We start from the raw sequence: 23,443 nt of genomic DNA, 5'->3' as shown, positions 1-23,443 counted from the left end.
TAAAAAAGGCTTTTGTCACTAATTCACTAGTCTGCAATTAGTGTTTCAAGACCAACTTTCATCATGTCAGTGAAAGTGTTTTGACGTTCCTCAGCTGTAGTGTCTTCATCTGGATTGACCAAACTATCAGAAATAGTCATGATGGCAAGAGCATCTACTTGGTGTTGAGCTGCAAGGTAATAAAGTGCTGCTGCTTCCATTTCAACAGCCTTCACTCCCCATTTACCAAGCTCAATGTTTTTTTCGAAATAATTTGAATAGAAAACATCAGATGACAAGACATTACCAACATGTGTTGTCATACCAAGGTCTTTGGCAATGTGGTAAGCCTTATCCAAGAGATCGAAACTTGCAATTTGTGGGAAATCGTATTGTGGCCAATCGTTACGGATAATGTTAGAGTTTGTCGCCGCGGCCTGTGCAAGAACTAACTCACGAACGTGAACATCCTCATTCAATGAACCAGCAGTACCCACACGAATCAATTTTTTAACACCATAGTCAACGACAAGCTCACGCGCATAAATAGAGATAGATGGCATCCCCATTCCTGTTCCCATTACTGAGACACGTTCACCTTTGTATGTTCCTGTGTAACCAAACATGTTACGAACCTCATTGAAACATACAGCATCTTCAAGGAAATTCTCAGCAATGAATTTCGCACGCAATGGATCCCCTGGAAGAAGAATTTTATCAGCAATCTCTCCTTGCTTAGCAGCAATATGAATAGACATAATATAAGATACCAAGGGCGTTAAAAAGGCAAAGTAAAAATAGGAAATCCGACAAAGATGCTTCGCATCTAGGAGGATTTATCTTTTTTACACAGCCTCTAGCCCGGGTTCAGTTTCAAACCCGAACTACCCTTCCTTTCTATTTTTTGATGGTAAAGAAGCAGACAGAAAACAAATGAAGATTATCTATTTTCCTAGCTTTCCGCTCGTGTTCAAATCAGAACACATGCTCTACCTTTCTTAATTTTTATTTTTAAATATTTTTCTACTATTATATAGTGGATAAATAACAACTTTAAAAGTGGATTAAGCTTGAGTCAATGAATCAAGGAAATCGTATAACTTTTTGTTCATTTCAGAATAATCGTTGGCACGCAATTGTTCAGGTGTTTGAACAAAAGGTAACTCTTTATTTTGCTTACGTAAATACTCTTCACCATCAGCAGCTATAAGTAAATCAATAGCTTTAGGATCAAACTCTAAGTGTGCCTGAAAGGCATAATGTTTAGGACTGAAGCGAACAATTTGGCGCGGACAACCTTGACTAGTAGCAAGAACAACTGCATTATAAGTCAATCCAGGCATATCACCATGCCAGTGGCCAGTGTTTAGGGTTTTGCCAAAACCTTTGACATGCTCATCCGCTAAACCTGCCTCAGTTAATGTTACAGGGAAAACACCAATCTCACGTTCTGGACTATGCTCGTAATTACCACCATAGGCAACAGATAAAAGTTGAGCACCTAGGCAAACCCCTACAATATAGATATCAGCAGCAATTGCCTTTTGCATAAATGCAATCTCAGCCTCTGGGTCATAATAAGGGAAGGCCTGACGATCCTCATCAGGTGACTGAGGGCCACCCATAACAATTAGAAAATCAATACCTTCAACGGTTTCAGGAAGAAGCTCTTCCTCATATACCTTGGTTGATGTGATATTATGCCCACGGTCTTGTGCCCATTTTAAATAGGCTCCTGGGACTTCAAACGTTTCGTGTAAGATAAAATGAATATTCATTGTTTTTTCTTCCATCTATTTTTTAATATCCTCGATAGTAGACTCGCTAAGATTAGTGGTACTGCTACCAGCCCTCCTTGACCAGTAAAACCTAGAACTAAGGCTATCCCAGTTAGAGGAGCATCTAAAGTTATTCCTAAAAATACGGTTGCACCGAGTAACATTCCTAGAGTAGGATTGAGTGATAAGCCAAAAATCTCAAGACAACTTGTCAATAAGAAACCCAATCCAGCACCTAAAGTAAAGGAAGGGGTTAGGGTTCCTCCATAAGAGCCTGCCCATAAAAGCAAACATACCACAAGTCCTTTGACGACAAGGATAAGAGGTAGGTATGCTGAAACCCCACCTGAAAATAACCATTGTGCTAGCACCTGACCATTTCCCATGATTAAAGGGTATAAAGCTGCAATCCCACCTAGTACTATATAAGATAGTGGCATGGTCCACAGAATGCGTTTATCAGTAATACGACTTTTGCTAGCCTTTTTAGCTAAGAAGCTAAACATCATCGCCAGCGGAGTTATCACTAATACAAGAACAATAACCTGAATCAGACTAGCAGGATCTGAGCTAACTTTACCGACTTGATACATTGCCTCCTTACCAACGATTGGGCGAGCACAATAAGCTGACAAGTAAGTTGTCACAAGAATGATAACAATGTTTTTTGATTTCCAAGCAACACCTAAGGTTTCCAGAACAAACAGTGTACTGGCAAAGGGGACTTGGTAAACCGCAGCTAAGCCAGCGCCTGCCCCGCAAGCAATTAACAATTGTCTATCAACAACATCCAAATGCAAGGCTTTGGAGAGACTACCACCAAATAGAGCGCCTAATTCTCGAGGCGCTCCTTCTTTACCAATTGAGGAACCAGCTCCAACGATTGCAACCTGCATCAAAGCATGTAGACTTTGGCCAAGAAAATTTGGACTCTTCTTACCAACGAGTTGCTTAGCCTTACTAATAGAAAGGAGGGACACTCGTCTCTGAAGGAAATACCAAAATAAACTAGCCAAAACACCTACTACAAGCAATACTGCAAATCGTCGAAAGGGACTTACAGAGTTAAACTGTGACAATAAATTCGATTTATCATTACCAAATACAAGAATTTGTATAAACTCCAAAAGGTAATGACAAAGGATGCCTACCAAACCTGAAGCAATACCGGTTCCAAAAACAGCTAAACTTAACCTAATAAACTTGGGTAATGACGTTATATGTTTTATTCCCCGAGCAATCATATTTTAGAGTTCAGCAAGAATCGCTTTTAGCAATCCTTTGAAATCTCCTTTGACACGCTCAGTCACTTCCACCACTTCTTCGTGGTTCAATTCTTCTTGGAAACCAGCCGCAAAGTTAGTAATACATGAGATACCAAGAACTTTCAAACCAGAGTGAGCTGCAACAATAACCTCAGGAACTGTAGACATCCCAACAGCATCTGCCCCTAGTGTCTTATAAGCACGGATTTCAGCTGGAGTTTCATAAGTTGGACCAGTCACACCGATATAAACACCATCATCCAATTTGATACCAAGTTTATCAGCCACTTTATGAGCGGTTTCACGGTATTCAGGTGTGTAAGCTTTAGACATATCAGGGAAACGTGGACCAAAATCATCCAAGTTTTCACCGATCAATGGGTTTTGACCAGTCATGTTAATGTGGTCAGTGATGGCCATCAAAGTACCAGGGCCAAAGCCGATACCACCTGCTGCATTGGTTACAACAACTCCTTCACATCCAAGAGCTTTCATAACACGTACAGGGAAAGTAACGACTTCGAGCGGATTTCCTTCATAAAAATGGAAACGCCCTTGAAGAGCCAAAACCTTACGTCCAGACAAAGTTCCGTAAACAAGTTTTCCAGCATGACCGACAACCGTTGATTGTCCCCAGTTTGGAATATCCGCATAATCAATAACAACTGCGTCTTCAACTTCTTCAGCCAACTCACCAAGTCCAGAACCCAAGATTAAACCGAACTCAGGTTTTTCAATTCCTTTGCTTTCCAAAAACGCTTGAGTAACTCTAATTTTTTCAAGTAACGACATGTTATTTCTCCCTAAATTTTATTTCATTCTTAAAAAATGACCAATTTTTGAAAAAGTTCTTGCATTTCGAATGGTTATATCAGGATAAAAATGTGTTTTCAATAACTTCTTATGATAAGCTGTTTGGCTATAAGTTGATTTATCATACTTTACCCAGTAGACACCAAGTTGACCAAAATGAAGTATTTCATCTTTCAACTCTAAAGAGTTAATAACCTTCTTCATTTCGTTCTTATCAAGTCTTTCAGTGAATAAGAGGACGTCTTTTCTATAGAAATCATCCTCCCACCACTTAGGTAATGAGGCCACTTCATTTTGATAATCTTCAAGAGTAAAAAGAGAAAATACCTTAATAAATGGATAAGCCTTATTTAGAAATTCCTCTAAAACTAAGAGGAGTTCCTCTTTCATCAAGGTAGAATCAAAGAAAAGATTTCCACTATTTATATAGGAAGAAACATGTGACATACCGAGTTCTTCTAATTCACGACAAAATTCCTCCATGACTACCTTGTGACGACCACCAACGTTTATCCCACGAACCAAAAATGCATAGCGCTTCATTTTAGATAAGTTTATCCAAGAAGCTTTCACCAATCATGGCTTTATCTACACCAAAGTTTTCAGCGACAGTTGCTGAGATGTCAGAGAAATGACCTACTGGAATAAGTCCATTTCCTTTGAATGATGGGCTATAAGCCAAGAAAGGAATATACTCACGAGTATGGTCTGTACCTGCATAAGTTGGATCATTTCCGTGGTCTGCTGTAATCATCAAGAGATCATCTTCACGCATAGCAGCAATGATTTCAGGCAAACGTTGGTCAAATTCGTGCAAGCAATCACGGTATCCATGTGGATCACGACGGTGTCCATAAAGGGCATCGAAGTCTACCAAGTTTGTGAATGAGAAGCCATGTTTGAAGTCTTCAGAAGTCATAGCTTTAATCAAATTATCAATACCGTGATTATTTGATTTGTTGTGTCCCATATCGTGGTTGATACCAGCTCCGTTGAAAATATCATTGATTTTACCAACGGCATAAGTATCGATACCAGCTTCATTCAATTTATCCAAAACAGTTGGTGCAAATGGTGAAACAGCCAAATCACGACGGTTAGATGTACGAGTGAAGTTTCCAGGCTCACCAACGTAAGGACGAGCGATGATACGCCCTAGAAGAGCTGGACGCTCAAGAGTAATTGAACGTGCATATTCACAAATACGATACAATTCATCCAAAGGAATAACGTCTTCGTGTGCAGCAATTTGAAGAACTGGGTCAGCTGAAGTGTAAATAATCAATTCACCAGTTTCCATTTGACGAGGTCCAAAGTCTTCAATAACAGCTGTACCTGAGTATGGTTTATTAGCTTCACGAATGACTTTACGGCCTGAGAATTCTTCAATTTTAGTGAGAATTTCTTCTGGGAATCCGTTCCAGAAAGTATCAAAAGGTTCAGTAATATTGAGACCCATGATTTCCCAGTGGCCAGTCATCGTATCTTTACCAAGAGACACTTCCTGCAATTTTGTTGCATAACCAGTTGGGTTGCTTTCTGCTGGTACTGTTTTCAAAGGTGTTTCACGAGGAATATTTCCTAGACCAAGCTTAGCCATATTTGGCACATTCAATCCTACAGATTTAGAGATGTGACCAAGGGTATCTGAAGCACCGTCTGGCACACCTGCATTGACAAAGTCATTGGCATCTGGAGCAGCACCAATTCCTACTGAATCAAGAACGACTAAATGCATTCGGTTAAATTTGGACATAATAACACCACAAAGAGCTAAAATCTTTTCGAAATTACCTCTTGCCTTTCTATATTATTTAATAGTTTGAAAATAATTAATTAGTTTTCCTCATTAAAAGTGAGGGGAATAAAAATCGGACTAGGCCTTAACTTCAACGACCTTAACACCGTCTTTTCCTGCAACGATGACTTTGTTAACCATGCCATTGAACAATCCATGATCAACAACCCCTGTCATAGCTTTTAGTTCTTCACCAAGAGCTACTGGATTTTCAATCTTACCTAAATCAAGATCGATGATATAGTTCTTCATGTCTGTAACAAAGCGGTCACCTTGCTCCGTAAGTCGGAATGATGGCTTATAACCCTTCGACTCAAAGACACGATACAGACGATCAGCACCATATTGAACCACTTCAACTGGTAATTTGAAAGCACCTAATTGATCAACCATTTTAGACTCATCAACCACCCAGATATATTCTTTTGTAGGTGTAGCGACAATTTTTTCCATCAAAAGGGCACCACCGCCACCTTTAATCCCGTTGAGTTGAGGGTCTACTTCGTCGGCTCCATCAACAGTAACATCAATACTGTCAATGTCATCCACTGCCTTCAAAGGAATGCCTAAGCCCTCAGCTTGTTTAGTGGTTTGACTTGATGTCGTTACACCAACAACACTAAGACCTTCTTCCTTAATACGACGGCCAATTTCCTCTACGAAGAAGTAAGCTGTTGACCCTGTACCGAGTCCAACAACCATTCCATCTTCAACATATTTGGCAGCGGTTACACCAGCGATTTTCTTAAGTTCTTCCATGCTCGTCTCCTTGCATCTTTCTATAATAGTCGTTCAAGACAATTATAACATGTTTCACCAGTAAATAGAAATGAAATGAGGGAGGAAAACCGAGCAAAAATAAAAACTAGATCCTAAATAGAATCTAGTTTTGATGGGGAACTAATTTAATAGCACCACTTAATCTTCTTTACGACGTTTGAAGAATCCTACAAAGGCTGCAAAAATCATTGAAAGAAGTCCAATCAATCCAGCATTGCTAGTGTGCTCACCAGTTTGTGGCAACTCAGCTTGAGGCACTACAGGAACTTCAGTATCTGGAGTTGGTGTAGTTGGTGGTGTCACTGGAGTTGGAGGAGTAACAGGTGTTGGTGGTGTTTGTGGAGTAGTCGGTGGAGTTGGTGGTACCACGTGAGACTCTCTCTCAACGACATAGTTCTTGTGCCATACAACACTTGGTTTTTCAGGAGTTTTAGGTTCTACTGGTTTAGCAGGAACTTCAACTACTTTTGGTGTTGGTGGCGTTGGTGCCGTTGGACCTGTTGGTGGTGTTGGTTCTTGTGGTTTACCAGGAACTTCAACCACTTTTGGTGTTGGTGGCGTTGGTGCCACTGGCTCTTTTGGAGGTGTTGGTTCTTGTGGTTTACCAGGAACTTCAACCACTTTTGGTGTTGGTGGCGTTGGTGCCACTGGCTCTTTTGGAGGTGTTGGTGGTGTTGGTTCTTGTGGATTGATACCAACTGTTTTAACCACTGGTTTAACCGGTGCTGTTGGTGGTGTTGGTGCCTTAGGTTCTTCAGGTTTTTCACCTGGATTCTTAGGCAAACCAAGGTTAGAGTTGATTGCGAACCAATAAACTGTTGGTGCACCATCAGCATTTGCACCTTCAGCAGTAAATACCAAGTGACCATTAGTCATCTTGATACCTGCACCTCCATAGTAGAGGTAAGGTGAATCAGCGTTATCCCAACCTGTCAATTCTGATGTTGTCTCACCATTAAAGACTGCACCGTGGTCAATGTATTGGTTATCATTGACTGATGTTACTTCTTTAGTAGCAGCATCATAAGTAACTGATGATTTTGGAATAGCGATGAATTGGTTATCACCAATATTTACATATTCTTGGTGGCGTGTTGATTGGTATTTTTTCTTAGGTGTGAATGTAATCAAACCAGTTTCAGCAGAAACACTGTATGAACCAATAACATCATCTTTATCACCAAACGTATAATCTTGGTTACCAAGAGCGTGGCCATTACCACTACCTGAAGCATTAAGAGTTGTTACATCAGTTGGAATTTCACGTGAGACAACCCATTCTGAACCATTCCAGTCAGAGATAGGAACCACTACCTTAAGTGGGTTCTCATCTGAAACGTTAACAGTAGCTCCACCAAAATCTGCGTAACCAGATTTTGTAACAACTTCACCGTTTTGGATTGCCAAAGTAGAACCATCTGCGTAAGGATTGTAAGTACCGCGAACAGTATTACCATTAACGTCTTTCGCTTCTACTGTAAGTGGACGTGGGCGCTCAGATGTTTCAACATAAGCTGCACCGTTCCAGTGGTTAAGTGAGTTAAGTGCTACGATAGCATTACGCTCACTAAGGTTGAACATTTTACCATCTTTATCGTAAAACTCAACATCTACAGCTACTTTAACCGGTTTATCTTGATCAGTTGACGCTCCAACTGTCATAGTTACTGTTGGATCCTTACTGATTTTCGCGATACCTTTTCCGTCGTTTGATGGAAGGCTAACGATTTCGTAACGGTATACAACACGTTTGATTGCTGATGCTTCATTCTCAACAAGCATGCTTGATTGGTTCAAACCATCATAAGTAACAACAAATTTGTCACCTTCTTTAACTTGAATCCACTCGTCTTCAGTGTTTGTCCAAGGGCTATTTGAAACAATGTCAGATGCTTGTAACTTGTTAGAGTCATATTGGAAAACATTACTTGTGTTAAGACGCTCTTGTGCTTCTTTTGTCAAGTAGTTGCTTACACCTTCAACTTTGTGTGTCGCATCGTTTTCACGTTGGAAAGTCAATTCTTGAACAACTTCAGCATCTTTAAGGTTACGATATACAGGATCATTCATGTATTTATCGTAAGCTGTTTTAGCATCTTGGTATTGTTTAAGTGCTGTTTGGTAGACAGCTAATTTGTTTTGATACTCAAGGTACTCTAGGTCATATTTAGCTTTTTGCTCATTGTAGACAACCAAGGCTGCTTCGTACTTAGCTTTAGCATCTGCATTGTATTTTTCAATAGCTTGTTTTGTTTCAAGATCTGCTTCATAAGCTGTTTTCTTAGCGTTATAAAGTTCAAGATTCTTGTCATATGCTGCTTTTTCTACATCATATTTAGCTTTTGCTTCATTGTATGCTGCTAGCTCAGTTTGATATTTAGCTTCAGATTCAGCGTTACGTTTTTCCGTAACAACTTTTTCAGCTACTTTATTATCATAGTTAGCTTTTTCAGCATTGTATTTGGCTTTATCGCTATTGTACTGAGCAAGAGCTGCTTCATAATCAGCTTTTGCTTGGTTATATGTTGCCAATTCTGCTTGGTATTTAGCTGCAGAAAGCGCATTTTCTTTATCAGCGGCTTCTTTTTCTGCTACCTTAGCATCATAAGTAACTTTCTTAGTCTTGTACTCTGAAAGAGCTGAGTCATAAGCTTGCTTAGCAATTTGGTATTGCTCTGAAGCTTTATCATAAGCTGTTTTTTCAGTATCATATTTAGCCTGAGCTTCAGCATTTGTTTTATCAGCAAGTGCTTTCTCAGCTAATTTTGCATCATAGTTTGCTTTTGCTTTATCATAGTCAGCTTTATCTGACTTGTATTGTTCTTTAGCCGCTTTATAATCAGAAACGACTGTATTGATTTTCTCTGCTTGTGCTTTATTATCTGCAGCAGCTGCTTCAACAGTTTCTTTGGTTTGAGCAGGTTCTTCCTTAACCTCAACCCCTTCGTTAGTTGCAGCTGTTTTTGCAGCTTCTAAGCTTGTATTTGTTACTTCACTCGTTGTAACAGTTGTGTTACCTTCCTCAGTAACGTTAACAACTTTCTTTTCAGTTGAATCTGCTACGGCAGAAGTGCTTTCTTCAACAGCATCTGTTGCTTCAACTGCTGGTGTTGCTGAATCTGTAGTTGTTGCAACTTCATCAGCGCTTGCATTTGAACCTCCTACTGCAAGAACTGCAGTCCCCAAAAGAACAGAAGCCGCACCAAGGCTAGACTTCCTGAGTGAATAACGTTGTAATTCCTTTTTCCCCATTTAAATTACGTCCTTCTATATTTAGTTATGCTCATATTCTAACAAAAGAAAGAACCATGTCAATTTGAGATATCTCATAAAAATACCCATTCCTTTAAACTCTATTAGATTCTTAAATTCAAATACTTTTTAATATCAAAGTATTTGATAGACAAAATCCTATTGTGAATAGTGTTGACATTACAAATAGAAGGTTTAATTTTATAATAGATAGATTGATTCGCTTTAATATTTTTATTGGAAAGATTATGAAAAAAATCAACTATAATTGTACTGACCTCCAAAAGTTAGACAGAAAAATCTAACTCTTGGAGTGTAGTTCAGAGCTTAGACTATTTATAATTATCACTTAAAACTACTCATCCCTACGGGTAACTATACCAGTAGGTTACTCTTACACTTTTAAGCTCCCCCTAACTGATAAAATGCTTAGTTTTGGAGATATTGATTAACATGCACAAGACCCAACCTCATGTATTCTACACTCTTTTTGTTGCAAAATAAATGAAAGAGTTGACTAATAATTGCTCAGTACTTTTCATAAATAATTTGATATCTATATTTAGATGAAAGACTTTCAATTCCATTGTGACATTTTTTGACACATTACTAGAAGTTTTTTGAAATCACTAGCATGACTAGTGATTTTCAAGAAATAAAAAAATCCTAAAACCAAAGATTTTAGAAAGTCATTAGTTTTTATATCTTAGGCTAAAAACTTAGTAATGGAACTTCTTAAAAAAATGCTAACATTTATCACTAACAAATCATCGTTATTATTAGCGTTTTTTCCTACTTAATGTAGAATATCAAACAATATTGAAGTCTTAACAGTAACCGGTACCTTGATATTTACTATAGTACCTGAATCGTTCAAGTCATATACCGAAGTTTGTATTGTACCACAAACCTACGAAGAGCAAATTAAGTACCACCATAAACAGCCAAAAAGTTAAGTTTAACAACGATATCACCTACGAATTTTCGTAATAATATTGAGTAGAATTGTTAGTGTCAAAAAGACAGTTGCTCACGTTTATATAGACACATCAACTGCAACAGCAAAAGTTATCGCTGTTGCTCATTCTACAACTCCTTTTAGTTAAAGTGTTTTAATTAAATAAACCAGCTTTAAATCCATCCTACTCACCAAACCAAATCTTAATTTCTCGAGCCGCAGATTCATCTGAATCAGAGCCATGAACAATATTTGGAATCATGTCACCATCTGGTGCTGTTGCAAAGTCTCCACGAATCGTTCCAGGTGCAGCATCGCCTGGATTAGTTGCTCCCATCATATCACGCCATGACTTGATAACACCTGAACCAGAAATAATACCAATCACTGATGGACCACTCATCATGAATTCTGCAATGCTAGGGAAAAAAGGTTTATCAACCAATTGAGCATAATGTTCTTTAAGTCGTTCTTCATCAAGTGTCAGCATTTCCATTCGTTCAATAATGAAGCCACGACGTTCAATACGATCAATAACTTGTCACATCAAGTGTCGTTTTACAGCATCTGGTTTAATAATAAAAAATGTTTTTTGCATGTTCCCAACCTTCATTGTTTTCTTTTCATTCTACTATAGGAAGTATCATTTTGCAGACCAAAACCTTATATAGTCTTAAACTATACCCACAGAAAGAAAATAACTATTTTCAATCGAAATAAATAAAAAGTATTATAGTTGTAAAATCTTATTTTGAGGTGAATCTTATGACAAAATCTAAATTTCAATTAGTTGGTTCTCTCCTTCGTCCTGCAGATCTCCGTAAATACAAGGACGAAATCGAGCACCGTGACGATATCCAGTATCCTTTCTACGATGCCCTCCACGGTTATCAAGAAACTGAAACTGCAGATATTAAGCAAATTGTGGCTGACCAACAGGCTAACGGTATTGATATTCTTACTGATGGTGAGTTTGGGCGTTCTATGTGGCACTTGGACTTTGTCTGGGGTCTCAAAGGTATTGAACGCTACATTGCTGAGCACGGTTATACATTCAAAGACCACGATGGCGGACAATATGAGACTCGTAAAGATATTGGTATTCGTATCACTGAACCACTCTCAGGTAAAAACCACCATTATCTAGATATCTATAAATTGGTTAAAGCTGAAGCTGGTGATGAAGATACTAAACAAACTATCTGGGGTCCAGCTCATGCTTATACTGAACTTGCTATCTTTGACCGTTTGGCTGGTCCTGGGCAAGTCTATGAAACTAATGAAGACCTCAAAAAAGGTTTGATTAATGCCTATAAAGAATTCTTGGAAGAATACAAGGCAGTAGGTGGAAAAATCGTTCAATTTGATGACTGTCTCTGGGAACTCTTTGACCCATCAAACCCTGCAAGTTTCTTTGCGGAAGCTAATTCTGATTTGGCAGAATTGGCTGATGAGTTTGTAGCTATCAATAACGAGGTTGTAGACTATGCTCACGAACTTGGTTTAACGGTTTGGACACACAACTGTCGTGGTAACTATGAAAGCCGTTCTGCTGCCGAAGGAACTTACGAAGCCATTGCTAAGAAGTTCTTGGCAGAGCAACACTATGATCGCTTCTTCCTTGAATGGGACAGCGATACTGCTGGCGACATCAAGGCTCTCGAAGCCCTCAAAGACAGCAAGGCTGAAGTTGTACTAGGACTTTTGTCATCTAAAACAACTGAACTTGATGACGAAGAACGTGTTCTTGACTTGCTTGAAAAAGCTAGTCAAATCCTTCCTAAAGAGCGTCTCTTCCTTTCTCACCAATGTGGTTTCGCCTCATGTGACTCAGGTAATGAATTGGCAACACCACAACAATGGGCTAAAATTAAACAAGGTCAAGATATCGCTAAGAAATTCTTTGGTTAATTGAATACTTTTAGATCTGAAAAATCCCTTACCGCATTCGGTAAGGGATTTTAATGTTGACTAAGCTTGAATAAAAGGTTGTAAATCTTTAAGAGCACGCTCAGCAATTTTTTCGTAACGCTCTTTCTTGTCACGAATACGTGGACCTTCCAACTCTTTGATAATACCGAAGTTAACATTCATTGGTTGGAAATGTTTACTTTCAGCGTGAGTCACATAGTATGGAAGACTACCGATAGCTGTTGTGTGAGGGAAGATGACTTCTTCTTCACCCTTAAAGAGACGGGCAGCATTGATTCCAGCAACCAAACCTGAAGCAGCTGATTCAACATAACCTTCAACACCGGTCATTTGCCCTGCAAAGAACAAATTAGGGTTTGATTTTGATTGGAAGGTTTGTTTTAACAAATTTGGCGAATCCATGTAAGAGTTACGGTGCATAACCCCATAACGTACAAATTCAGCATTTTCAAGTCCTGGAATCATTTGGAAGACGCGCTTCTGTTCTCCCCATTTAAGGTGAGTTTGGAAACCAACGATATTATAGAGACTACCAGCCGCATTGTCCTGACGAAGCTGAACAACCGCATAAGGTGTCTTGAAATCACCGTCACGTGGCCCTTTGTAATCCTCAGGATACTCCAAACCAACCGGTTTCATAGGGCCATAGAGCATTGTCTTGATACCACGTTTAGCCATGACCTCGATAGGCATACACCCTTCGAAATACTTTTCTTTTTCAAAGGAATTCAAAGGAGCCTCTTCAGCTGTTGTCAAGGCCTCATGGAAGGCCATGAACTCTTCCTTGGTCATTGGACAGTTTAGATAAGCTGCTTCACCCTTGTCATAGCGTGACTTAAGGTAAACCTTGTTCATGTCGATAGTCGCTTTATCAACAATTGGCGCAGCTGCATCATAGAAATAGAAGCCATCTCCACCGTTAAGCTCATGGATTTTTTCAGCTAAAGCATCAGAAGTCAATGGTCCTGAGGCAATAACTGTAATGGCATCATCAGGAATTTCTGTGATTTCTTCACGAATAACTTCAATTAGTGGGTTATTTACAATTTCTGCTGTCACTGCTTCTGCATAACCTTCACGGTCCACCGCCATGGCACCACCAGCTGGCACACGGTGAGCTTCTCCATTGCGCATAATGATAGAGTCCAAGCGACGCATTTCTTCTTTAAGAAGCCCTACAGCATTGGTCAAGCTATCTCCACGGAAAGAATTAGAGCAAACCAACTCTGCAAAATTTGTTGTCTTATGCTGAGGTGTTGCTTTGACCCCACGCATTTCATAAAGTTTTACTGGAATACCACGTTTGGCAATCTGATAAGCCGCCTCGGATCCGGCCAAACCAGCTCCAATCACGTTAATATAATCTGCTTTTGATTGAGACATGACACTAATACCTCTTCGGGAACAAGATAAAATCCTGCTCCCACAAATCTTTCTTCATTTTTACTCTTAGTAGTATAGCAAAAAACTCCTCATCTGGCGACTAGGAGTCATCTGTATTTAAAGGGTTAAAATGATAGTCACTTTAGCACCACCCGTGCCATTGTCGTTTGAAAGAGAAAGACTACCGTGGTGTAAGCGAATAATATCATTAGCAATAGTCAGACCAAGTCCACTATGATTGCGGCTCTGTCTACTTTTATCCTCTTGATAAAAGAGCTGAGTGGCCTTTTCAAGTGATTCAAGGGAAAATCCAGGACCAAAATCAAGGCAGATAAACTTGAACTCATCTTCTTCTACCCTAGCAGTTAAGAGCAACTGACTACCACTTGGCGTATGCTCTACCGCATTCGAAAGGATATTCATAAAAGCTCGATTTAACAAGGAGCTGTCCCAATTGCCTTTGGTTTCTTCCTCAATTTCTTTCTTGTCAAATACCACTTTGATTTGTTTCATTTGTGCTAATGACAGGGTTTGATCGTAAATGTCTTCAACAAATTCCTTAACTGGAATTTCTTCAAGCGTCAAGGTTTTCTTTAAACTCGTTTTGTTGAGTTCGGACAACTCTCTCACATAAGCATCAACCTGTGCAATCCCTTTTTGAAAATGCTCTAACAAATCCGTCTGTTCTGCATCTAAGGGCGTCATAGCTAAGAGTTCCGCATTCCCACGGGCAACTGTCAGTGGCGTCTTTAAATCATGTGTCAGAGCAGAAATCTGATTTTGTTTATCTTGCTCTGCCTTCCAATTTTCCATCAAAGACTCACGAAGTGCTACTCGCATATGATCCAAACCACTTAACACTTGATTAAATTCCTTAATTGTAGACTGAGAAGTTTGAAAATCCAAATCTTGCTCTGCTATTTTCTCTGTTGCCTTCAATATTGTGCTTAACTCTCGACTCAATTTACTAGCATAGTAAAAAGTTAAAGTAATAAATATGAGTAGTATAGACACCATCATTGAGCCAATCATCAATAGATCAGCATTGGGAAAATGCTGGTTCATCCAGTCATTACGGTACCGAGGTGATAGTTGATAATTGACAATGACGATGCCATCAGACCGTTCAAATGACTGAAAATAGCCATATTTGCCACCATGAACATTCTTGAATTGGTAATCTAGCAAGGATTCTTCTTGCAAATTATCTGGCATGTTAGACTTCTTAAGCTTAAAATCCCTAGTCAAGAAGACATAGCTTGTACCATCAGGCAAGACATCTGGATTAAAGACCTTAGAAGTTTCAATTTCATTCCTGACAGCAGACAAATCACTTTCTACCTGATTTGCTGGAAACACAACGCCAAAACGATAAGACAAGCTGAACAAAGACAAAATAAGCAGGCTACTGATTGCTGATAGAACTGTAAGACTGACGACATAAGATAATAAGATTGTTCTTAGAGAGTGTTCTCGTTTTTTAATTAGTGCCACTTGTAACCAATCCCCCAGACTGTTTCAATAGGATTTTGCCCAACATTTTTGAGCTTTGCACGGATATTTTTGATATGTTCAGCCACTGCTGTCGGACTCCCTTTATCCTCATAGCCGTACAAATGCGTGTAGATTTGCTCTTTTGAAAAGACTTGGCCCTTATTTTCAGCTAAAAACTGGCAAATACCATATTCAGACTTTGTCAAATCTAACAACTGACTCTCAATATAAAGCTCTTGAGCCGACAAGTCAAACTGAAAATCACCAAGTAAAAGCTTATGGTGACGCTCACGATGTTCACGTCTCAAGTGAGCCTCAACACGCGCTTGAAGTTCTTTAACCCCAAATGGTTTGCAAATGTAATCATCCGCACCATAAGTCAAACCTTTTACGATGTCTGCCTCTTGCGTTTTAGCAGTAATAAAGAGGATAGGGCAATCCACCTGATTTCGAATCTCATGGCAAAATTGTAGACCGTCAACATCAGGCATCATGATATCCAGCAATATCAAGTCAAACCGTGGTAGCGAGTTTTTATCCAAGTCCAAAACACTCGTAAGTCCTGTCACATTATGGTTTTGGAGCTCTAAAGCCTTTACAACCAATTGAACAATATCTTCTTGATCATCAATAACAAGTATTTGAGCCATAACCTTCCCTTTCGTTCAAAGTTACTCTTATCATATCATCTATAGAAGATAACTGACAAGGCGTAAAGTAGATAAATATGGGTTGGGTAAAAGACATAGAACAAATATTTTGACCCATTCCCTCTTTGACCGTTATAACAAAGCATTAAAGGAGCTGCAAATATTTCCATCCATTCAAAGTATTTGGACATTAAATCGTGAAAAGAAGGTCTACTTAAAACAAGCGCCATTAGTACCCAAACTAGACTAACACTCACAAAAGCAAGCACCTCTTTCTTAAGATTCTTATGACAAAGATACATAGCGATACCAGTCAAAAGCAACCACGTCCCTCCATCACTGATAGATGTATGAACTGGCAATACTGTGAAAGTGAGTAAATTTAGTAGAAAACCTAACATAGGTTTGTTTGCGCTTAGCAGATAAAAAGGTACCATTAACAATGGAAGCAATAATGGGAAAAGTAAGGTTGGGATTCCTTTTAGATATTTCTTTTCTTGAATCCAAGCGATACCTTGAAGAGCAACGAGTAAAATAGCGAATGATGACAGCATCATATTTCGCGGAAAGAAACCATCTGGTCTCACAAGTGGATGTAAAAAATTATAGAATCCAAACTGAATCAATCCCATCAAAATTGCTAAAGCATAAATCTTTAGGAAGTATTTCTTTCGATTGTGTGTATGGACGAAACCTTCAATCACAGCAAATAGGAACAAAGGGGCTGCTAATCTTCCAATCATAGTAAACCAAATGGGTATTTTCCCTGTATAATCAAAAAAGTAATGAATATGGTCAAATACCATAGTAATGAGGGCTATATATTTGAGTTGGAAACCTGATAGACTTAAACGTTTCATAATAACTCTCCTTTCTTTCATTCTCAGTATAAAAAACAAATTAACTAACATAGTTTACTTTTCCGACAAACTACTAACCAAATTTTAGGATAACCACGAAAGACTAATACACTATCTATGTTATTTCTTATATTATTTTTTGGTTCTATAATCTATTAAACATATAAATAACAAAGTCACCCCAACAATCCATAAAGGAAGGGAATTGAGTTGGCTCCAATCACTAAGGATAAGGCTATTGAAAGGTAAAGCAATAGGAAGCCAATGAGTAGACAAGAAAACTTTATTACTAGCAAAAATAATAAAAATAATTTCAACCATAGAGATTATAATATTACTAACACTGTTCAGACTCACTTGTATAAAGTAGTGAAAATGATTAAGAAAGACTATTAACATCCAACTTGATAGACTTACTACAAATCCATTAACACTATTCATAAGAAGGAGGTTTATGATAAGCCAACTGAATAAAGAAGGTAGGCTAAGGACTATGTCTGATATTAAAAGTTTAGCCAACCATAAACGTCTTTGCTTAGGATAACTCGATATTTCTTGATAATGATTAGCGTGTTTTTCTTGTTCAATCCCTAAAATTGACAAAAATGATGTCAATAGCGGATAGCATAAAAAAGATAATATGGCTAAATTAGTTAGAGAAAAACCATTAGGAACGAAGCTCACATACATTGGAATTGTAATGATCTCTAAGACAGCAAAACTGAGAATAAGATAAAGACCGAAAGTATTCTTAAATTTTAGTAACTCACTCCTTAGCATTTAATTGCCTCCTTTGAAGTGAAAAAGATAAAAACAATGTCACTACTATTGATAGTATCATCGTAAGTAACACTTGAAGAATGCTAGTATGATTCGTATTTACAATAATATCCCCCGATGGTTTAAGATTTAATAAAAATTGAGCTATTTTATAGTGATAAGTATAGGGGAAAACGAACCAAAGTGGACTCTGAGCAATAAAGGGTGCTATTAAAAGACAAACCAATGTATTAAGAGCTAATAGGATGAATTGACTCATGTATTTAGACATTAGGTAAAGTAAAGGAATGTTCCATAAAGTTGTCATCCAAATTAAGATTAAGGAAATAGCTGTTTTAGGAATATTTATTGGAATAAAACCTGTGTAAATAAATGCAACGAGACTGAGGAAAGCAAGTAAGAATAAACTAGAAATCAATGTCCTCATTCCTATAAGCACCATTTTCATCAAGATAATTTTCCAAGTGAAATATCCATTTGTAACATTTTGAAAATGCCCAGCCTGGTCTTCTAAACGTCTATCGACTATAAACAAAAGACCATTTACAAGATATAAAAAGATAGCTTCCCACCAATAAACCGAGAAAGGAACAAAAATCTGTAACCCTCCCATTAAAAAGGCTATAAGAACGGTTAAAAATGGTATGATGATTAAGAATTTAGTAGTTCCTAAATGTCGTAATTTGAGCAATTCCGAATAGAATATCTTTTGCATATCACTAACCCCCATGAACAATTTTAAAGAAGAGTCTCTCAAGACTATCTACATTTTTGTTTTCACCATCATATTGAATCTTACCTTTATCGAGAATAAGAATATGATCAGCAACCTTACTAATTTCTAGAAGTTGATGACTGGAAACTAGAATTGTCATTCCTTCTGCTTTTAAGGAACGAATAAGGTCTAGCAGTTCATTAATTCCATCAGGATCAAGTCCATTAGTAGGCTCATCTAGAATTAAAAATTGGGGATCAGTTAAAATAGCCATACCAATCCCAAGTCGCTGCTTCATACCTAATGAAAATTTACCGGCTTTTTTCTTTCCAGTATTTGAAAGTCCAATTATTTCTAAGGTTTCAAAAATTTTGGAATCAGGAATATCATATAACAACGCTTTTGTTTTTAGATTATCAAAAGCTGAAAGATTGTGATAAATTGCAGGTGCTTCGATTAATGCACCTAATAAATGTTTGTTTTTGGATGATCCATCAAATCGAATTTCTCCACTACTTTTTTGGACTAAACCAAAAAGAATTTTCATCAGAGTTGACTTACCAGCACCATTTACTCCTAATAGACCAGAAACTGTTCCAGATTCAATTGTAAATGTGATGTTGTCTAAAATAGTCTTATCTTTGTAGGATTTTGAAAGTTGTTTAACAGTTATTTGCATTTGTACACCTCTTTTAGAATAGTTCTGTTTTCAATATAAGCTTATATTTATCTAATATCAGAAAACCACTTAATCTCCTTTCTTTCCATCCTTAGTATAAAAAACAAATTTAAGGAAAGTATCAGTTTTTTGATAAAATACAAAAAAACTATCTCAGGACTTAACTTGAGATAGCTTTCTTTTTATTTAACAATAGATTCTTTGTAGTCACACTCTTCGTTACTACAGATAACTTGCTTGCCGCCACCACGGACTTTCTTCTCGACAAGATAATCGCCTGATTTAGGACAGTTACGTCCAACAGGGATATCCCACGATGTAAATTCACAGTCAGGATAGCGATCACAACCATAGAAGACACGATTTCGTTTTGTCTTACGTTCGATGACCTGACCTTTACCACAGGTTGGACAAGTAACGCCAATTTCTTTGGTTATGGCTTTAGTATTGTGACAATCTGGGAAGTTACTACATGCATAAAACTTACCATATCGACCAAGTTTGATGACCATTGGGTGACCACAGAGGTCACAATCAAAACCAGCTGGCTCATCCTTGATTTGGATTTTTTCAATACCTTCTTCAGCTTTTTCCAATTCTTTTTGGAAAGGTTTGAAGAACTCATCAATAACCTTTTGCCACTGCTCTTTACCGATTTCAACTTTATCGAGTTTTCCTTCCATCTCGGCAGTGAATTTAACATCCACGATGTCAGGGAAGAATTCGACGATTAAGCTATTAACGATTTCACCAAGTTCTGTTGGTTCAAAACGTTTAGCTACTAATTTAACATAGTAACGACGTTGAATAACATCAAGTGTCGGTGCATAAGTTGACGGACGACCAACACCATTTTCTTCCAGCGTCTTAATCAGAGTCGCTTCAGAATAGCGGGCAGGTGGTTGCGTGAAGTGTTGTTCAGGCGTTGTCACAACCTTCTTAACCGTATCACCTTCTGCCATATCAGGAAGCATTTTGTTCTTATCAGAATCGTTGTAAACGGCCATATAACCATCGAACTTGATTTGGCTACCATTTGCAGTGAAAATGACTCCGTTTTGAGACAAGGTCACCTTCATCGTATCAAATACTGCAGCTGTCATTTGACTCGCTACAAAACGATTCCAGATAAGAGTATAGAGCTTAAGCTGATCCTTATCCAAATACTTAGCGATGCTTTCTGGTGTTTGGAAAACATTTGACGGACGAATAGCCTCATGGGCGTCTTGTGCTCCCGAACTATTTTTCACCTTGCTGCCATGTTTTGAATACTTAGAACCAAAGCGTTCTGTAATAAATTCAGCAGCCTGGTTTTGTGCCACTGGACTGATACGTGTAGAGTCCGTACGCATATAGGTAATCAAACCTTGAGCTCCTGAACCCAAATTAATTCCTTCATACAACTGTTGAGCAACCATCATGGTCTTACGTGTTCGGAAGTTAATCTTATTAGCAGCATCCTGTTGGAGAGATGAAGTTGTATATGGCAATGGCGCATTACGACGGCGTTCTTTTTTCTCTACTTTATCTACGTTAAAGTCATCACTTGTGATACGAGAGAGAACGGCTTGAACATCCTCATTATTGTTGAGCTTAAGCTTTTTACCATCTAAGCCATAGAAGCTAGCCTGAAACTTCTTAGCACCCTTCTTAAAGGCACCATCAATAGTCCAGTATTCTTCTGGTTTAAAGGCCTTAATTTCATTTTCACGGTCAATAATAAGCTTAAGCGCTACTGATTGTACACGACCTGCAGAAAGACCTTTCTTAACCTTCTTCCATAGAAGCGGTGAAATAGAGTAACCCACAATACGGTCCAAGACACGACGAGCTTGCTGAGCATCTACCAAGTCCATGTCAATGGCGCGTGGCTCTACAAAGGCATTTTTTACTGCATCTTTAGTGATTTCGTTAAAAACGACACGATTCTTATCATCTGGCTCTAATCCAAGAATATGTGACAAATGCCATGAAATGGCTTCCCCTTCACGGTCCGGGTCACTTGCGAGAAAGACTTGCTTGGCTTTTTTAGCTTCTTTCTTCAATTCATTGATAAGAGGTCCCTTACCACGAATATTAATGTACTGAGGTTCGTAGTTGTTTTCAAAATCAATAGACATACTTGATTTTTTCAAATCACGAATATGCCCAACAGAGGCTACAACTTTATAGTTGCGGCCAAGATACTTCTCAATCGTTTTCGCTTTAGCAGGAGACTCCACGATGACCAAATTTTTCTTTGGTGTCGCTCTCTTTTTAGTCGCCTTTTTGGCTGTCGTTTTCTTTGTTGTTTTAGTTTTCGTTTTTGTTGTCGTTGCTGTCGCCATAGACTATTTCCTTATAATGTTATAAACTGGCTGCGCCACTAATCTGTCTAAAATCTGGTCACAAGACATTAAAAAATGAAACATCTTGGACCGAGCAACTAACATGATACCGTCCTTTTCATTAACTGTCAATAAAAAACTTTATCTCTATAGGAGAAGTTTGATTTTCAAGAAAACTCTGAAAGGATGTCAAACCCTGTCGTAATGCACTTTGCACCCTCCTGAATTAGGTGATGGCATCCATCTGACTTTCCATCTAAAATATTTCCTGGAATAGCAAAAACATCTCTACCTTCTTCCATGGCACGCTCACAAGTAATCAGACTTCCTGAGCGAAGCTTAGCTTCTACAACCATAACTCCTTGACACAATCCAGAAATAATCCGATTGCGTTCAGGAAAGTGGTACTTGAGAGGCTGTTCACCTGGTCCATATTCTGTAAGAACTAAATGATTTTTTGCCATATAGTCCTGCAAAGCTTTATTTTCTTTAGGATAATAAACATCAAGTCCTGTCCCGATAACTGCAATCGTGTTCCCCTTATTTTTCAAGGCCTCCATATGCGCACAAGTATCAATCCCACACGCCAATCCACTCACAATAGTAAAGTGATTCCCAAGTTCACTAACAATTTTACGGACAGACTGTTTGCCTGTTTCAGAACACTTTCTTGCCCCAACAACAGCTAGCTTTGGTTTACTCAGTAAATCAAGATTCCCCTGATAATAAAGGAGGACAGGAGGATTATAGGTATACTTCAGCTCAATGGGATATTCTTTATCAAAAATCGATAACGTAGGAAAATGGTCGAATTGTTCTTTGAGTTGCTTAATATCTAAACTCTTATACTTTTCCATAAAAAGAACGGCATTTTTAGACTTGGATACCACTGCCATATCACGTAAACTCAATTTTCTATCTTGAGTCTTTTGATAGTCCAAAATATTTAAGATATTTAAATTCGTCAACCCAGCGGCTTTAAGTTTAAAAAGTTCAAAATTATTCATATAGATACCTCCTTTTCATTATTCGTAACAGAAAAGAAAAAAGCTCCATTATGGAACTTTCCGTGATTACAAATCATTTTCAGAAGCAAAATAAGACGTGGCTCCTAGTAGGTTACTATCGTTATGGAAATGACAGGCTCGAATAGTTATGGGCTCAAAACCTAATTCAGTCTTATCCTTAAATAACTCCTCATAGGCATCACTTATTCCTTCTATTAAAGTACCTTGCCTACTGATACCACCACCGATAACAACTTTCTCCAACCTAAAGAAGCTCTGCAAATTTAGCACAAGAACAGCAATTTCATGACAATAGTCTTTAAATAAAAGATTTAGATCTTCCGACTGATTTCCCTCTATAGCTGAGAATACGGCTGGACCATCGTCTTGATTTAACCCAAGTAATTGACTGGCTTCATGAACAAAGCCTACTGCAGACCCCTTATTATCGACAAGGCTTACTAAGCCATGCATAAACAATTCCCACTGGAAAGGTAGAGAGGTTTGACTCATACTTTGGGGACTTGGAACTCTCAGATATTGGGTGACTGACAGAGATGATAACAAGTCCTCCTGTGAGACAAGTCCTAAACCAACACCAGTACCTAAAACCAAGGCTGCCCCACAATCTAAGTCTTGTAGACTTCCATATCTGGCTTCAGCCAAGGCTGCTGCGTCTGCATCATTGATAACCTTTACAGGTAGTTGAAATGTTTTAGTCAATCGTGACCCAAGAGGAATAGCCGTTAAATAAGGGATAAGACCGCCCTTGAAAATGAAGCCACGTTTACTATTGATTTCGCCAGGGCACGCAATGGCAATCCCAGAAATGATATCCTTGTGAGACGAGACAATATGCTCTAAAGTCAACCAAAAGCCGTCTAACGTTGTTGGCGTTGACACTTTAGATTGATTGCTAATCTTAAAATCATCATCAACTAACCCAAACTTGATAAAGGTTCCTCCAATATCGATAGCTAAAATCACGCCACT

18 protein-coding genes and 1 pseudogene are annotated in these 23,443 nt (G+C 38.3%); 1 reads left to right on the top strand and 18 read right to left on the bottom strand.

Annotated elements, in window-relative coordinates; translation table 11 throughout:
* Positions 1 to 26 precede the first annotated feature (26 nt).
* The 9 genes and pseudogenes from deoD to ndk form a co-directional block, all read right to left on the bottom strand.
* Positions 27 to 737 (bottom strand): purine-nucleoside phosphorylase, encoded by a 711-nt coding sequence (deoD, locus tag NST80_RS04675; protein ID WP_004182452.1) that lies wholly within the window; start codon positions 735 to 737, stop codon positions 27 to 29.
* Between the two features lie 306 nt (positions 738 to 1,043).
* Positions 1,044 to 1,757, bottom strand: a complete 714-nt coding sequence (locus tag NST80_RS04670; RefSeq protein ID WP_045771611.1) for a type 1 glutamine amidotransferase — start codon at positions 1,755 to 1,757, stop codon at positions 1,044 to 1,046.
* Complete coding sequence (locus tag NST80_RS04665; RefSeq protein WP_004182450.1) at positions 1,754 to 3,001, bottom strand: chloride channel protein; 1,248 nt, start codon at positions 2,999 to 3,001, stop codon at positions 1,754 to 1,756. The genes NST80_RS04670 and NST80_RS04665 overlap by 4 nt, the downstream gene beginning before the upstream one ends.
* 3 nt (positions 3,002 to 3,004) lie before the next feature.
* Positions 3,005 to 3,814, bottom strand: coding sequence for a purine-nucleoside phosphorylase (locus NST80_RS04660; RefSeq protein ID WP_004182449.1), 810 nt, complete (start codon positions 3,812 to 3,814; stop codon positions 3,005 to 3,007).
* Between the two features lie 18 nt (positions 3,815 to 3,832).
* Positions 3,833 to 4,378, bottom strand: coding sequence for a DUF1697 domain-containing protein (locus NST80_RS04655; RefSeq protein WP_004182448.1), 546 nt, complete (start codon positions 4,376 to 4,378; stop codon positions 3,833 to 3,835).
* A gap of 1 nt (position 4,379) precedes the next feature.
* Positions 4,380 to 5,591, bottom strand: a complete 1,212-nt coding sequence (locus NST80_RS04650) for a phosphopentomutase (RefSeq protein WP_013990523.1) — start codon at positions 5,589 to 5,591, stop codon at positions 4,380 to 4,382.
* A gap of 120 nt (positions 5,592 to 5,711) precedes the next feature.
* Positions 5,712 to 6,392: a ribose-5-phosphate isomerase RpiA gene (gene rpiA / locus NST80_RS04645; protein ID WP_002884973.1), complete on the bottom strand. Its 681-nt coding sequence runs from the start codon at positions 6,390 to 6,392 to the stop codon at positions 5,712 to 5,714.
* Between the two features lie 159 nt (positions 6,393 to 6,551).
* A complete protein-coding gene (locus tag NST80_RS04640; protein WP_183138187.1) occupies positions 6,552 to 9,665 on the bottom strand; it encodes a GbpC/Spa domain-containing protein in 3,114 nt (1,037 codons plus the stop codon).
* Between the two features lie 1,142 nt (positions 9,666 to 10,807).
* A pseudogene (gene ndk / locus NST80_RS04635) lies at positions 10,808 to 11,221 on the bottom strand (nucleoside-diphosphate kinase).
* Positions 11,222 to 11,388: 167 nt separating this feature from the next.
* Here ndk and NST80_RS04630 point away from each other — a divergent pair.
* Positions 11,389 to 12,534, top strand: coding sequence for a cobalamin-independent methionine synthase II family protein (locus tag NST80_RS04630; protein WP_004182444.1), 1,146 nt, complete (start codon positions 11,389 to 11,391; stop codon positions 12,532 to 12,534).
* Positions 12,535 to 12,594: 60 nt separating this feature from the next.
* Here NST80_RS04630 and trmFO read toward each other — a convergent pair whose 3' ends face one another.
* The 9 genes from trmFO to NST80_RS04585 all read right to left on the bottom strand — a co-directional run bounded on the left by trmFO (position 12,595) and on the right by NST80_RS04585 (position 23,437).
* Positions 12,595 to 13,938, bottom strand: coding sequence for a methylenetetrahydrofolate--tRNA-(uracil(54)-C(5))-methyltransferase (FADH(2)-oxidizing) TrmFO (gene trmFO, locus NST80_RS04625; protein WP_004182443.1), 1,344 nt, complete (start codon positions 13,936 to 13,938; stop codon positions 12,595 to 12,597).
* A 117-nt stretch (positions 13,939 to 14,055) separates the two neighbouring features.
* Complete coding sequence (locus NST80_RS04620; RefSeq protein WP_004182442.1) at positions 14,056 to 15,432, bottom strand: HAMP domain-containing sensor histidine kinase; 1,377 nt, start codon at positions 15,430 to 15,432, stop codon at positions 14,056 to 14,058.
* Complete coding sequence (locus NST80_RS04615) at positions 15,423 to 16,082, bottom strand: response regulator transcription factor (RefSeq protein WP_118171854.1); 660 nt, start codon at positions 16,080 to 16,082, stop codon at positions 15,423 to 15,425. The genes NST80_RS04620 and NST80_RS04615 overlap by 10 nt, the downstream gene beginning before the upstream one ends.
* 35 nt (positions 16,083 to 16,117) lie before the next feature.
* Complete coding sequence (locus tag NST80_RS04610) at positions 16,118 to 16,942, bottom strand: TraX family protein (protein ID WP_118171855.1); 825 nt, start codon at positions 16,940 to 16,942, stop codon at positions 16,118 to 16,120.
* 766 nt (positions 16,943 to 17,708) lie between these two features.
* On the bottom strand, positions 17,709 to 18,437 hold the full coding sequence (locus NST80_RS04605) for a hypothetical protein (RefSeq protein WP_004182438.1): 729 nt from the start codon (positions 18,435 to 18,437) through the stop codon (positions 17,709 to 17,711).
* Between the two features lie 4 nt (positions 18,438 to 18,441).
* On the bottom strand, positions 18,442 to 19,116 hold the full coding sequence (locus NST80_RS04600; protein ID WP_004182437.1) for an ABC transporter ATP-binding protein: 675 nt from the start codon (positions 19,114 to 19,116) through the stop codon (positions 18,442 to 18,444).
* Between the two features lie 182 nt (positions 19,117 to 19,298).
* Complete coding sequence (gene topA, locus NST80_RS04595) at positions 19,299 to 21,443, bottom strand: type I DNA topoisomerase (RefSeq protein WP_004182436.1); 2,145 nt, start codon at positions 21,441 to 21,443, stop codon at positions 19,299 to 19,301.
* Between the two features lie 167 nt (positions 21,444 to 21,610).
* On the bottom strand, positions 21,611 to 22,450 hold the full coding sequence (dprA, locus tag NST80_RS04590; protein WP_004182435.1) for a DNA-processing protein DprA: 840 nt from the start codon (positions 22,448 to 22,450) through the stop codon (positions 21,611 to 21,613).
* Between the two features lie 66 nt (positions 22,451 to 22,516).
* The gene (locus NST80_RS04585) at positions 22,517 to 23,437 is read right to left on the bottom strand and encodes an ROK family protein (protein WP_004182434.1); all 921 of its coding nucleotides are present in this window, start codon (positions 23,435 to 23,437) and stop codon (positions 22,517 to 22,519) included.
* Positions 23,438 to 23,443: the final 6 nt, after the last annotated feature.

This window comes from Streptococcus sp. FSL K6-1323, from assembly GCF_038630745.1.
In the GTDB taxonomy this organism is placed as follows: Bacteria; Bacillota; Bacilli; order Lactobacillales; family Streptococcaceae; genus Streptococcus; species Streptococcus salivarius_D.
Note: the sequence above shows the minus strand (reverse complement) of the source record. Positions and strands in the feature narration are given on the sequence as shown.